We start from the raw sequence: 13,342 nt of genomic DNA on the forward strand, positions 1-13,342 counted from the left end.
TTTGATCATCTCGCGACGCGTATGCCGCATACGTCGAGAACGAGCTCGCAGTACATCATGTTCGCCCACGAGAACCACTCTCTCGTGTACCTATTTGAATCGTCCGCGTCAAAACCTTCGTGCATCATCCCTTTGCCTCCGTCCGTTCGCTCCAGAAGATCAAGCAAACGCGTCTTCTCCTCGGGCGTTTCAGCCGTTAATCCTTGCATCGCCAACGCGATATGCCAGACGTATCCGCTGGGAGTATGAGGACTGCCAATGCCCGATGCCGCGGCACCCGCGTAATAATAAGGATTGTTATCGCTAAGCACGAATTTTCTTGTATTCAGATAAATCGGATCGTCTGAACGCGCGTAACCCAAGTACGGAATAGATAATAAGCTGGGTACGTTCGCGTCGTCCATCAAGCGATGATTGCCGAGCCCATCGGTCTCGTATGCGTACAGGGTGCCGTAGACTGGATGCTCGACGGTTCCGAATTCGCGTATGCCTCGATCGATTTCCTCCGCCAGCGCCTCGGCTCTTAGCTTCATCCCGGGATCGTTAAGCACGGTGCCGGCGATTTCGCCGAGGTAACGGAGAACAACGACGGCAAACATATTGGAAGGGATAAGATAGCCATACTCGCAAGCATCGTCGCTAGGCCGGAATCCCGACCATGTCATGCCTGTTTTGCCGGTAAGGGTCCCTTTTCCGCTTCTAGGAAGCGTATCGGTAATCGGACAGTTTCCGCGTTCGAAACGGTATTCCGAATCATGTTCATGGTTTTGTTCTTTCACCCACAAATCCAGGATGGCGGCGGCAGCTTCCTTGAAAGCGTCGTTGATATGAGTCGTCGACCCCGTATTCTTCCATAATAGGTAAGCGAGCTGCAGCGGATAGCACAGAGAATCTATCTCGTACTTTCTTTCCCATATCCAAGGCGTCATCGCGGTTTCGTCGTTCTGATGTCCTTGGCCGTTCGGCGATTCGTTGAAGGCGTTGGCATAGGGATCATGGATGACGTAACGAAGCTGTCTCTCCACGATTCCTTGCAACATTCGCTCTATTTCCGGATCTTCCGCAGCAAGTAAAATATAGGGCCTTGCTTGCGCCGCGGAATCTCGCAGCCACATGGCCGGGATGTCTCCCGTGATGACGAATGTCGTCCGATCGGGGAGTTGGCGGAATGTCGTCTCGATCGTATTGCGTATGCAGGCAGCGAACATGGCTTGCGTCTTCGGACGATCCTGGAGCTTCTTCTGGACCGTTCCGATCCATCTATTCAACGATTCGAATGTGTTTGCTAGTTGAGCCATGTTTGTTCCTCTCCTTAGTTCATCTCTGTGTATGGGGTAAAAGGAAAAGGGAGGCCCGCCTCCCTTTTCGCATTTGGATCGTTAACGAACCCGATTATTTGACTTCCGCGTTGTCCTTCAGGAGACGGTCGCCCTGTTCTTGCGCTTTCTTGAGCGTTGCGGCGGCATCCTGCTTGCCTTCGAGGAACAATTGCAGGTTAGGAATGAGTCCATCGCCTTCCATGACGGAATAGCCGGGATGCTGCGGTCTGATCTTCGCGATTTCTAGCGTATCGAGGAAAGGTTTCCAAGATGGATCGTCCTTGAAGAACGGATCGTCCAATGCCGGCTTGAAGCCCGGAAGGTTCAAGCTCATTTTCGACCACATCAAAACGTTATCTTTGTTAGCCAGCCACCATTTGACGAATTCCCACGCTTCTTCCTTATGCTTGGAGCCTTCCCCGATCACGAGACCGAAGCCGCCCATAACGCTTCCTTTGTCTCCTTTCGGACCTGCAGGAGGAGGTACGATTCCGAATTCGAGATCTTTGCCGTATTTCTTATAAGTGCTAAGCATCCAAGGTCCCGTGTATTGCATAGCCAGTTTACCCGTGACGAAGGCGTCTTGCCCTTCTCCCAGCCCTTGCTCGAAACCGATTTTGTATACTTTATCCTGATTCAGCATGCGGTCCCACAGGTTAAGTACGGATATGCCTTTATCATTGTTGAAATCGGTCGCATCCATAGCCGAGTTCAACATCTGTCCTCCCGCTTGCTGAAGATACATATTGAAGAGTCCGGGGTCTCCGAGCGAGAAGCCCGCGACTTCAAGCTTGTTGCCGTTCCATTTCGTCAGCGCTTTGGCTGCCGTCGCCAGCTCTTCCCAGTTTTTAGGCGGTTGCAGGTTCGCTTCGGCGAATAGCTTCTTGTTGTAAAATAGCGCGCGGGCGTCTACCGTTAGCGGAAGGCCGTACAACTTTCCGCCATGGCTAAGCTCCTTAAGCGCTTCGTCGTAATAATCCGATTTGTTGATGCCGTCGCGGTCCATGTATTCATCGATGGGGTGGAGCACGTTTTTCGGAGCGTATAGATTCGTGCGCCAGCGGTCCCAGAACATGACGTCGGGGGAACCGCCGGAAGTTGCCGCGGTCAGGAATTTCGTGATCATATCCTGCTGCAGCACGTATTTAACGCGGATCTTGTCTTGGGATTTATTAAAAGCGTCGACCATCGTTTCGAACTGCTTCTGGCCCTCGCCGCCCCAATCTCCCCAGAACGTAAGCTCGACCGGTTTGCCGCCTTCCGGCTTAGGTGAGTCGCTTTCTGCCGCAGGCGATGAACTGCCCGCCGAAGATGCCGCTCCGTTATCGTTGCCGCATGCGGCCAATATCGATAATAGCATGACGCAGGTTAAGGCCAATTCCATCCATTTTTTCATTTTGAAAGCCCCCCACTGAAATTTTTTAAGCGCTTACAAATAGTATATTAATTAGATTATGTTAATATGTCAATATGAAAATAATTAAAAATATATATACCAACATGCATAAAATGAGAGATATAAGACGAAAAAGCCCGAATTCGTATTCGGGCTAATCAGAAATAAGGGACGATTGGGGATTGTAAGAGTTATTCGGTAGAATCGCCTTTAACAATCGTATAGGGGATGATATTGTTAAAAGGCACTTCCTTCGACTCCCATTGCTGCTGCAGAAGCTCCGCCGCCCGTTGGCCCATGCCGAACTCGTCTTGACTGACGTGGGTGAACAAATATTTGCCGAAAGGATTGCGCGGCGAATCGAAGCAGACGATGCTGCATTCTCCGGGAATATCTTTGCCCATGGAGAGCAATACCTCTCTTAGAATTAATGCCAGATTGTATTCGACCGCGACGAAAGCCGTCAGCCCCGGATTCAATTCCACGAATTTCTTGACGTTCTCGAAGTCGACCTGGACGTTGCGTTCCTCGAACGACCGAGGCACGGAGCTGTATAGATTCGTCATCAGATGCTGCGGATTAAGCCTAAGACCGTGCTGGATAAGGGCGTCGGTATAGCCCTGAATTCGATCCTCGATCGTGGATGTGTTCTCTACCGGCAGGGAAATGAAGCCGATCTGGGAATGCCCCCTGTCAAGCAAGTATTTCGTGATATCGAAGGCGGCAGCCCGGTTGTCCGAATAGACCGAGCAGGCGGCAAGTCCCTTCAAATAACGATCGACGAATACGAGCGGGTATTTATCCAGCACGAGACGAAGCAATTCCGAATTGTAGTGCTCCCCGTGGACGGGGAATATGATGAAGCCGTCTACGCCCAACTGCAGGAAAGAACGGATTGCCGCCTCTTCTTCCTCCCGCTTGTCGTAGGTAATCTTCATCAGCATGCGTCCGCCCAGCTCCGAGCACCTTTCCTCGACCCCGTGAATGAGCCTTAACCCGTACGACTCCGCGAAGTCGGGCAAGATCAAGCCCACCAGCTTCCAGCTTTGCGGATCTTTAGCCGTCGCAAGCAGACTATCGATCGATTCCGGCAACGCCTCCGCTACGAAAGAACCTTTCCCCTGCACCCGCTCGATCAGCCGATTGGCTGACAGCATCTCCAAAGCCTTCTTCGACGTAATGCGGCTAACGTTGAATTGATCGGCCAGCTCCTTCTCCGAAGGTACCCGTCCCCCGCTTTGAAGTTCACCGTTCTTGATTTTCTCGAAAACGTATTTATAGATTTGTTCGTACAATGGACCTTCCATCTCATCATCCCTTGATGTATCATGATATATCAACTATACAAAAAATATTCAAACCTATCAAGATCATTTAAAATAAAAGCGCGAGCCGGCAGTCTCCCCGTACATCGGGATGAATCTGCGGCTCGCGCTATTGAAGCTAAACCGGTATGATTTCGTTACTATCACTGCGTTATTTACTTCCAGAGGCCGGAGTTAGCTAAGTTCCATCGTTAATTCGGCCCAATCCGCTGGCGGCGAGCGGAATTAGCTAAGTTCCTTCGTTCTCTCGGTTCAGTGACGGCGTGCGAAGATAGTAAGCTTTTGTTACTATCTCGTTTCGTTTCGACTACGGCGGGCAGAGATAGTAAGCTTTTGTTACTATCTCGGCTCGTTTCGACTGCGGCGGGCAGAGATAGTAAGCTTTTGTTACTATTTCGGCTCTTTTCGACTGCGGTGGGCAGAGATAGTAAGCTTTTGTTACTAGCTCGGCTCGTTTCGACTGCGATGGGCAGAGATAGTATTTTTTCGTTTCTATCTCGGCTCGTTTCGACTGCGGTGGGCGGAGATAGTAAGCTTTTGTTACTGTTTTGTCGTTATTTGCTCGCATAAGCAATCGTCTAACTTAGATCGCCCAGTTGCCCTTCCGGAACACCGGCACTACCGTACCGTCCGCAAGCACTCCGTCGATATCCATGTCAGCGGAACCGATCATGAAATCGACGTGCGTGATACTGGAGTTCACGCCGCTATTCGCAAGCTCTTCGGGAGACATCTCTTTGCCGCCTTCCACGTTAAAGGCATATCCGCTGCCGATGGCAAAATGGTTCGAAGCGTTCTCGTCGAATAACGTGTTTAAGAACAGCACGTTCGATTGAGAAATTGGCGATTCATGCGGTACTAAAGCAACCTCGCCTAAGTAATGCGAGCCTTCGTCGGAATCGACCAGCTGCTGGAGAATCTCCTGCCCTTTCTCCGCCTCCACGCCAATGATGCGACCGTTCTCGAAGGTCAGCTTGAAGCCATCGATGACATTGCCTCCGTAGCTTAACGGCTTAGTGCTCGACACATATCCGTTTACGCCCGTCTTCAGAGGCACGGTAAACACTTCTTCCGTCGGCATGTTTGCCATGAACGGAATCCCGTTCATGTTCGTGCTGCTGGCTCCTACCCAAATATGCTTCTCCGGCAGCTCGACTGTAAGCTCCGTACCCGTGGCGCGATATTGCAGCTTGCGGAACCGCTTCTCGTTCAGGATATCGCTTTTCCCGTGAAGCGTGGCGTTATGCTCTTCCCAGGCCTTGACCGGATCGGCTGCGTTTAATCGAACTGCCGCGAAGATCGCTTCCCATAGCCGATCGACCGCTTGCTGTTCCGACTCGCTATTCGGGAACACCTTAACCGCCCAATCCTTCGTGGACGCGGCGACGACTGTCCAGCTTACTTTATCAGCCTGAATCGCTCTTCTGAACTCCGCAAGCCCTTTGCCGGACGCCTTCTGAAAATTGCCGATTCGCGAAGAGTCGATGCCTTTCAACAGATCCGGGTTCGGAGAGATAATGGAAATGAAAGCTGCCCCGCTAGCGACGAACGCGCCTCTCTTGGCCGTCTCCCACTCGGGGAATCGCGTAAACACGTCATCGGCTGCTTTCTCGTATTTCAATCGGGACAGTGCCTCGTCCGTCCAATCCACGTGCACGTTGCTAGCCCCGGCTTCATACGCTTTACCCGCTACAAGGCGTACGAGAGTTGCCATCTCGATCGATCCCGTAACGAAAACCTCTTGTCCTTGTTGCACGTTCACTCCGACTCTTACGATAAGTTCCGCGTATTTCTCAAGCTGTTGGTTGAAGGTTATCATGAAAACAGCACGCTCCGATTCGTTATGTAAAATCACAAAAACGACAGGCAACCGCGAAACGCGGCTCCTGTCTTAATTTTTTTTAAAAATCGATTAAACCGACGCTAATTTGCAATGCTTCGTCGACCTTGCGCATGGTCTCGTCATCCAGATGAGTGATCTTATCCGTCAACCGTTGCTTGTCGATCGTCCGGATTTGCTCCAGCAGGATAACCGAGTCTCGCTCCATGCCGTGGTTCTTCGCTTCGATCTCGACGTGAGTCGGCAGCTTCGCTTTCTGGATTTGGGCCGTAATGGCCGCTACGATAACCGTTGGACTGAATCGGTTGCCGATATCGTTCTGGATAATGAGCACGGGGCGCACCCCGCCTTGCTCCGACCCTACGACCGGCGACAAATCCGCATAGAAAACATCCCCGCGCTTCACGATCAAAGCCTACACCCCGCTTACGAGGCGACCGAGAATGCTATCCGTTTCTTCTTCGGCGTGAAACGCTTCAGAAGCCATATGCAGATTGATTTTAGCCATTTCCAAATACCCGCGCTGCATGGCGTCGCGAATCAACCGTTTTTTGCGATCGACCAGGTAATGCTTCATTGCCTGACGAATAATCTCGCTGCGGTTAGTATTCTCCTTGGCGACGACAAAATCGACTTCGCGCAGCAAATGATCCGGAAGACTGATCATAATGCGTTTCGTATGGTGTAAATTGGCCACCGAACAGACACCCCCAAAGATTTTCCAACAAGCAACCTATTTCCCAGTATGCATGAGACGGCTAATAAATATACGAAAATTCAGGTAAAAAACGGTCATAATAGTAACCATTCTAGATAGGAGTAAAAATTTCCTGCCAAATCACAAAAAAACAGGATGCTAATATTATCCTAATAGCGGGTTTACGACCGTTACGACCTCTCCGTTGCTTCTGTAAACCCGCGGCACCCTTGCCGCAAGCATGCAGGTCAATTCATAGTTAAGCGTGCCTAACTTCGCTGCGACTTCGTCGGCCGAGATCAATGCCTCTCCTTGACGGCCGATCAATACGACTTCTTCCCCAGGCACGATCTTCGATCCTCCCGCAGCCTCCGCGTCATCTAAACGGATCATGCACTGATCCATGCAGATCGTACCTAACACCGGTACCCGTCGTCCTCTGACAATCACTTCGGCCTTGCCGCTAAGCATCCGGCTGAACCCGTCCGCATAACCGATCGGCAGCGTGCCGATCGACTCCTGACGCTGCGTGAAGTAACGCGTCCCATAGCTGATTCCTTCGCCTGCAGCCAAGCTCTTCACATGCACGACGGAGGTCTTCAGCGTAAGCACGGGCTCCAATTGAACCTGACGGGAATTGACTTCCGCGCTAGGATACAATCCGTACATGCTAATGCCTAAGCGCAGCATGTTGCCGACGTGCTCAGGCAGGTCGATTCCCGCAGCGCTATTGCCGGAATGGATAATCGATATCGGCATTCCGATGCGGCGAACATATTCGACTACTCCCGCGAATCGCTCGACCTGGAGGAGCGTGTAGCCCTTATCCGTTTCGTCCGCGCGGGCATAGTGGGTGTACAGCCCTTCCACTTCCAAATGCGGGATGGCGAAAGCCCTCTCCAGGAATCGTTCCGCTTGCTTGCCGGGAAGCAAGCCTAACCGGCCCATACCGGAATCGATCTTGATATGCGCTCTTAATTTCTTGCCGGACGCGGACGGAGGAAGACCAATCACCTCATCCAGCGTTTCGTCTCGATATAATGTTAAGGTAATGTCTTGCTCCCTTGCGACGGGGAACCCGCTCGAAGGCGTATAGCCAAGGACCAAAATGGGAGCATCGATTCCCGATGCGCGCAATTGCAACGCTTCGTCCAGGAAAGCGACCCCCAAGTAATCGGCGCCGACGGCCACCGCTCTTCTCGCTATTTCTACTGCCCCATGCCCATAAGCGTTCGCCTTGACGGAAGCCAGCAATCTCGTGCCGGAAGCCAAGTGCTTGCGAAATGCTTCGATATTGCGATCGAGGGCATCAAGGGAAATCTCGGCCACGGTCGGCCGGTAATAACAGTCCACGGACCGTTCACCTACCCTGCTGCTGCAAAAGCTACAATAAAGTAATGTTACCGGGAGGATGAGGTACTGTCAACGATATTCAAGCAGGCAACCTTTTCCTTCTTAGTGAACAAGAGGGCCGATCGCTTTGTGATCGGCCCCTATTCCAACCTTATTTGCCCGAGGATTGCTCCATCGATTGGGCGATTCGTATCATATCTTCACGCGGCAAGTCCTGGCTATTCAAGCGGTATTCCACGCCTTCGTAAGTCCAAGTCAATGTGCTCGTCTCGTCTTCAGTCAGATGTCCGATCGTAAATCCTAGATCCAAGAGGATTCCCTTGCTCATCGTTTCCTCAACATCCTTGGATATCATCTCGACGATCGTAAAGTCGTAAGTACCCCAGTAGCGGAGCATGACGCCTTGGTGATCGCCAAGTTGCAGTTCGCTTTGGTCCAGAAATTCTACGCCCACAGGTAGAGCGTCCGCATCCGGTTCAATAACCGAAAGCTCTACATCCACGGCAGGCGTTTCGCTGCCTTCGCCAGCCGTTCCTTCTTGATCCGGCTGCGCTGACGTATCCTCATCATCCGGCGATGCGGTTGCATCCGGGGAAGAGCTGGCATCCGGTGCTGCCGATGCGTCAGGGCTTGCCGTTCCTTCCGACGAATCCGAAGGCTTGGAATTGGAATTCGGGATAACTCCCATGTTCTTATCCATGTCGAAGGCGGACTTATCGTACTTCTTGTCGAATTCGAAGGAAGTAAAGGAAACCTCGACCATTTTGTTTCCGTTGGCATCCGATACCTCGACATGCGTCGGCGCGTAATTGTCTTGAGCAAGCCAGATCTTCTGGCGAGCGAAGGAGCCGTTCTGGTAATTCCCGGCCATTACGTCGAACACGTAATTGTCCTTGTCGGTCGTAAACTGCCTGGAATTATCCAAGATAATGCTTTTCGCTAAAGTCTGGAACAGATAGACTTGCCCTTGATTGTCCGGCCAGTCGCTCTGGAAACGATAGCTCTTGTTCAATTGCGGGGTTAGTACGAATACCCCTTCGTCGTTGCGCAGAACGATTTGCGTGATGTCCCGCTTGGCGTTGGTGAGCGAGATCCGGTATCGATCCGGCTTCTGATACAGCACTTCCACTTTGTACTCCAACGGCTGCTGACCTGTATGTAAGATCATCGTACCGCTGCCTTCATAACTCTCCATCTTGTCAACGACATTGTCCAGGTCCTTCACGATCGAATCCGCGTTCTTGCTCCCGCAACCGGTCAGGATGATGACCGAGATTAGGGCAATAGCGGTGATCCATGAAATCCGACGACGCATGCGATCCACCCCTCTGCACATTAATAATTCCATGGTTCATGTCTATGAGGGGACTTGACCAATTATGCAGACTAGCATGACAAGCTTGACGAGCTTATAACTTGAACGGAAAAAGGGCTATCCCTCAGGTTATGAAGACCTGATGGATAGCCCCATTCTTGCTTACTAATTATTTACCTTCTTGCGCTCCGTACATTTCAGCCGCATAGAAGGCACCCAAACCATAAGCTCCAGCATGCTCTTGAGCAATCGCTAGAACTTCATTGTAATGAGTTTGATCAGCCCAGTCGCGTTGCAGTTCAAGCAAATACTGCAACCAAGTCATAGGTATCGCGCCAGCTTGGATCATGCGCTCTACGGCCATGTCATGAGCTTCCTCGGATACGCCGCCGGAAGCATCGGAAATGAAGTATACTTCAAATCCTTGATCTAGAGCTGACAAAACAGGGTCTACTAGGCATACTTCTGTCCACAGACCGGCCATTACGATTTTTTTCTTGCCAAAGCTGTTGACTTTATCTGTTACGTTTTTGTCTTCCCATGGGTTCATGGTCGTACGATCGATAGGCTCTTGATCAGGAAATACTTTTTGAACTTCCGGGAAAATCGGTCCGCTAAAAGTCTTAGAAGCTACAGTTGTTAAGATCGTTGGAACATTAAATGCTTTTGCGGATTTAGCTAGCGCTTCAGTATTATTGCGAACCAGCTCTACGGAATGAGATTTAACGGCAAATGCCATTTGCGGTTGATGGTCTATTAACATTAAGGAATGATCCGTCGGCGTTAAAAGTTGATGGGCCGCTACAGGTTTTGCAAGTACTTTAACTTCTGAGTTACCAGCTGCTTTCGAAGTTCCGTTTACCGCTGCGAAACCCGTAGCAATAAGTGTTAGGGCCATTACACCCGTTGCTAACTTTTTGAAGATTGGCAGTTTCATTTTTATGATCTCCTTTATGATGGCTTTTTTGTGATGCTTGCGTAGTCGCGCTCTACAATTTTTAGTATATAACAAAAAGTTAGTAAGGTATAGAAAAATATCTTAAATTTAAGATGTATATTTTTCCAACACCATTGCCGGACAATTCAGGGAAAAATTCGTTAACGAAAAATGGCGGGGCAGGAATTATCTCCTGCACCGCCACTTTTAGATTGATCGGGCTAGTCTTCTTATTACTTAAAGCTTTGCAGCATGGGCATGATAGTTTTAATCATTCCATATCCCATTTTCATTATCGGCCATGCTTTTCCCATAAACCCCATGAAACCGCTCAAACCGCCTAAACCCAAGCCGCCGCCACCTCCCGGTATTCCAGCCCCCGCGGCTCCGGGGTTGACGCCTCCGCCCATCAGGGAGCCACCTCCCAGCATGGACCCTCCGCCCAGCATGGAGCCTAGCATGCCGGGTATAAAGCTGGAGACCTGCGCTTTGCTAGAGCGTTTGGAAGAGGTCACCCGAGGCTTTAGAGGACTTCTCCGGCCGGAAATTATCAATTGCCCTCTCTCCGCCCCGGTTACCAACCCGATGTACGAGCTGCCGTCCTTTAATTCGATATATACGGGCTTGCCGATCCACTGCTTGGCGTTTCTGCTCGTAATCTTAGATTTTGCAGCCATCTGTTCATCACCTCTTTTCCACATGTACTACACTCTATTCAGGCTATCGGGAATCGCCTGTACAGTGGAGCTAGGTTGGAGGCAATCAAATCTCAAGATTCCATTATGAACCCGGCCAGCATACGCGCGCCGAAACCAGTCGCTCCGATAACCTGTTCTCCCTTAACGGAGGACGAATCTTTCGGTCCGTTCATGTCGATATGCACCCATCTTAGAGAAGGGTGAACAAACTTTCGCAAGAACAACGCAGCGGTTATCGTTCCCGCTCCTTCGCCGCGGCTAATGTTGCAGACATCCGCGTAATCGCTGTCCATGTAGGATTCGTACTCGTCCACTAAAGGCATCTGCCACATTTTCTCGCCATACGGCTCTCCGGCTTTTTTCAGCCTGCCAACCAGTTCGTCGTCCCCTAAAACGCCGGCGATCTTGGTTCCGAGCGCTCCGACGACGGAATAGGTTAGGGTGGCCAAATCAACCGCTATTTCGGCGCCGATGCGATGAGCATGAATCAAGGCATCCGCTAGGATGAGCCGGCCTTCTGAATCGGTATTGCCAACCTGAACGGTTAGCCCGTTCGCGTAACGGATCACTTCGCCCGGCAACATCGAACGGTCGGACGGACTATTCTCCGCTAAAGGCACCAGAACAGCCACGTTCGCCGCTGCCTCGCTTCGAACCAAAATATCGAGCGCGCCAAGAACCGCCGCCCCTCCGGCCATATCCATTCTCATGTCGCTGATATCGTTGTCCCGCTTGAGACTAATGCCGCCGGTGTCGAAAGTGACTCCCTTACCGATTAACGCTATAAGCGGCAGCGTCTCGTCCGTGCAGTATCGCAGCTCTAGAAAGACGGGCGGATACGCGCTTCCTTTACCTACCGCTGCCAGACCAACGAAACCGAGACGCTCGAGTTCCTCGCCTTCATGAACGAATACTAGCGCTTTCGTCCCGGTAAATCGCTCAACCGTTCTATCCGCCATCGTTCGCGGACGCAAATAATTGGGGGGTTCATTGGTCAAATCCCGAACCCACATCGTACTTTCCGCCCGCACTCGGCCTTGTTGAATCGCTCCTTTCCCATTCTCGCATGGTTCATCTATAAAATGAACGGTTATGTCCGCGGACTCGGACCGTTTTTCTTTATACTTATCGAATGAATAAGTGCCTAGCAGCGATCCTTCGACCCACGCCGAAACGAGGTCTGCCTGATTGCGTCCTGAAAATTCTGCAAGCTGTAGAGCTTCGAACGATACTTCAACCGTCGAGCGCTTCTCCTTGATAAGCGATCGTCCCGCATTGCCGGCTGCTTCGCGCAGGAAGGAGGCTTGAAACTTATCGACCTCGCCCAGACCGACAAGCACGTAATCCGGCTCTCCGCGTTGGCCGTAGAACCATGTGACGGCGTGTCTGGCTGCCATATGCGGCAATACCGACAACGAGCCGAACGCGTCGCTGATATTCGGCAAACGCGGCAAGCTTTCCACGAACACCGGCAGGATTACGGTTTGCGGGGAGGCGGCTCTTCCGATTTCGAATTTCATCGAACAACGCCTCCATTATCCTGAACGATCCAGGTGTCAAAATCTCGCTTGCCTTCCCGAAGCCGAATCACGCGCGCGCCTCTTTGCAATTTGCCGTAACAGTTATAACCGGTAACCCGTCCGTAACATAGTCGGATTCCGTGGACGGTGCCGCAGTAGTCGTTGTCATGGTCGTGACCAACGAAGGCGCCCATCACGTCCCCCATTTGGACCATCGCTCCGAACAATCCGGTGTTGATTTTGGGACACTCGACCTTTTCCTCTTTCGTTCCGATTACCTGATCTCCGTTCCATGCGGCTTCGTATTCCGGAACCGGAATGTGAAAGAAAGCGAGCGCGGGAAGAGGCCCTCCGCTCCCTTCCGCCAGCTTGCGGGATTGCTGCGTATACCAATGAATCTGATCCGGATGAATCCATGCGTAACCGCCGATAGGATCCGGCGCGTTGATCCCGGAGTCGAAGAAATACAATGCGGCAGTATCCCCATTCCCGGTAGATCCCTTCACTTTTAACACAAAGTTGCCTACGCCGTTAATGTCCGCGGGCCCTGCGGAGGTAAGGCAATTCTCGGATTCCCGCTGAATGTCCAACAGTTCCTCCCTCGAAACCCCGTCTTCCGCATCGTGGTTTCCGTAAACGGCGGCCCAAGGCACCTGCGAGTTGACGATCGGCGCGATCGCCCTTCGGAATGAAGCTTTAGGATCTGCAACGCCATGACTCCAGATCATATCGCCGGTGAGCACCACGAGATCCGGCTTCTCGCTTGCTATCACTTGCTCCACTAAAGCAGCCGTTTGGCCGTCAGCATCCCGCTCTTCCTCTTTCCCGTCCCCATAATGCATATCCGTGAACTGTATGATCGTAAAAGTACCGTCCTCGCGAAATTTCAAGTCGGCATCCATAAGCGCCCTCCCGTTCCGATCAAAATCATCTTTTTGCCGC

12 protein-coding genes are annotated in these 13,342 nt (G+C 51.5%); all 12 read right to left on the reverse strand.

Going from position 1 to position 13,342, the window contains the following annotated elements; translation table 11 throughout:
* Nucleotides 1-5: 5 nt before the first annotated feature.
* The gene (locus E2980_RS09905) at nucleotides 6-1,298 is read right to left on the reverse strand and encodes a glycoside hydrolase family 125 protein (protein ID WP_135152022.1); all 1,293 of its coding nucleotides are present in this window, start codon (nucleotides 1,296-1,298) and stop codon (nucleotides 6-8) included.
* 94 nt (nucleotides 1,299-1,392) lie between these two features.
* Entirely contained in the window at nucleotides 1,393-2,715 is a 1,323-nt protein-coding gene (locus E2980_RS09910) for an ABC transporter substrate-binding protein (RefSeq protein ID WP_135152023.1), read from the reverse strand.
* A 191-nt stretch (nucleotides 2,716-2,906) separates the two neighbouring features.
* A complete protein-coding gene (locus E2980_RS09915; protein ID WP_135152024.1) occupies nucleotides 2,907-4,022 on the reverse strand; it encodes a GntR family transcriptional regulator in 1,116 nt (371 codons plus the stop codon).
* A gap of 601 nt (nucleotides 4,023-4,623) precedes the next feature.
* Entirely contained in the window at nucleotides 4,624-5,859 is a 1,236-nt protein-coding gene (locus E2980_RS09920) for an aminopeptidase (protein ID WP_135152025.1), read from the reverse strand.
* An 82-nt stretch (nucleotides 5,860-5,941) separates the two neighbouring features.
* Nucleotides 5,942-6,292: a type II toxin-antitoxin system PemK/MazF family toxin gene (locus E2980_RS09925; protein ID WP_135152026.1), complete on the reverse strand. Its 351-nt coding sequence runs from the start codon at nucleotides 6,290-6,292 to the stop codon at nucleotides 5,942-5,944.
* Nucleotides 6,293-6,295: 3 nt separating this feature from the next.
* The gene (locus E2980_RS09930; RefSeq protein ID WP_135152027.1) at nucleotides 6,296-6,577 is read right to left on the reverse strand and encodes a CopG family ribbon-helix-helix protein; all 282 of its coding nucleotides are present in this window, start codon (nucleotides 6,575-6,577) and stop codon (nucleotides 6,296-6,298) included.
* Between the two features lie 165 nt (nucleotides 6,578-6,742).
* A complete protein-coding gene (gene alr, locus E2980_RS09935) occupies nucleotides 6,743-7,930 on the reverse strand; it encodes an alanine racemase (protein ID WP_135152028.1) in 1,188 nt (395 codons plus the stop codon).
* A 151-nt stretch (nucleotides 7,931-8,081) separates the two neighbouring features.
* Nucleotides 8,082-9,245, reverse strand: a complete 1,164-nt coding sequence (locus tag E2980_RS09940; protein WP_135152029.1) for an outer membrane lipoprotein-sorting protein — start codon at nucleotides 9,243-9,245, stop codon at nucleotides 8,082-8,084.
* A gap of 169 nt (nucleotides 9,246-9,414) precedes the next feature.
* Complete coding sequence (locus E2980_RS09945) at nucleotides 9,415-10,008, reverse strand: hydrolase (RefSeq protein ID WP_240702971.1); 594 nt, start codon at nucleotides 10,006-10,008, stop codon at nucleotides 9,415-9,417.
* 407 nt (nucleotides 10,009-10,415) lie between these two features.
* Entirely contained in the window at nucleotides 10,416-10,859 is a 444-nt protein-coding gene (locus E2980_RS09950; protein ID WP_135152030.1) for a hypothetical protein, read from the reverse strand.
* 92 nt (nucleotides 10,860-10,951) lie between these two features.
* Entirely contained in the window at nucleotides 10,952-12,400 is a 1,449-nt protein-coding gene (locus E2980_RS09955; protein ID WP_135152031.1) for a leucyl aminopeptidase family protein, read from the reverse strand.
* Entirely contained in the window at nucleotides 12,397-13,302 is a 906-nt protein-coding gene (locus tag E2980_RS09960; RefSeq protein WP_135152032.1) for a metallophosphoesterase family protein, read from the reverse strand. The genes E2980_RS09955 and E2980_RS09960 overlap by 4 nt, the downstream gene beginning before the upstream one ends.
* Nucleotides 13,303-13,342 lie beyond the last annotated feature (40 nt).

Source organism: Cohnella luojiensis (assembly GCF_004564235.1).
In the GTDB taxonomy this organism is placed as follows: domain Bacteria; phylum Bacillota; class Bacilli; order Paenibacillales; family Paenibacillaceae; genus Cohnella; species Cohnella luojiensis.

Bases quoted from the DNA above. Each gene is read 5' to 3' on its own strand.
- E2980_RS09905 (WP_135152022.1), bottom strand. From the start codon at position 1,298: ATGGCTCAACTAGCAAACACATTCGAATCGTTGAATAGATGGATCGGA.
- E2980_RS09910 (WP_135152023.1), bottom strand. From the start codon at position 2,715: ATGAAAAAATGGATGGAATTGGCCTTAACCTGCGTCATGCTATTATCG.
- E2980_RS09915 (WP_135152024.1), bottom strand. From the start codon at position 4,022: ATGGAAGGTCCATTGTACGAACAAATCTATAAATACGTTTTCGAGAAA.
- E2980_RS09920 (WP_135152025.1), bottom strand. From the start codon at position 5,859: ATGATAACCTTCAACCAACAGCTTGAGAAATACGCGGAACTTATCGTA.
- E2980_RS09940 (WP_135152029.1), bottom strand. From the start codon at position 9,245: ATGCGTCGTCGGATTTCATGGATCACCGCTATTGCCCTAATCTCGGTC.
- E2980_RS09945 (WP_240702971.1), bottom strand. From the start codon at position 10,008: ATGTTAATAGACCATCAACCGCAAATGGCATTTGCCGTTAAATCTCAT.
- E2980_RS09950 (WP_135152030.1), bottom strand. From the start codon at position 10,859: ATGGCTGCAAAATCTAAGATTACGAGCAGAAACGCCAAGCAGTGGATC.
- E2980_RS09955 (WP_135152031.1), bottom strand. From the start codon at position 12,400: ATGAAATTCGAAATCGGAAGAGCCGCCTCCCCGCAAACCGTAATCCTG.
- E2980_RS09960 (WP_135152032.1), bottom strand. From the start codon at position 13,302: ATGGATGCCGACTTGAAATTTCGCGAGGACGGTACTTTTACGATCATA.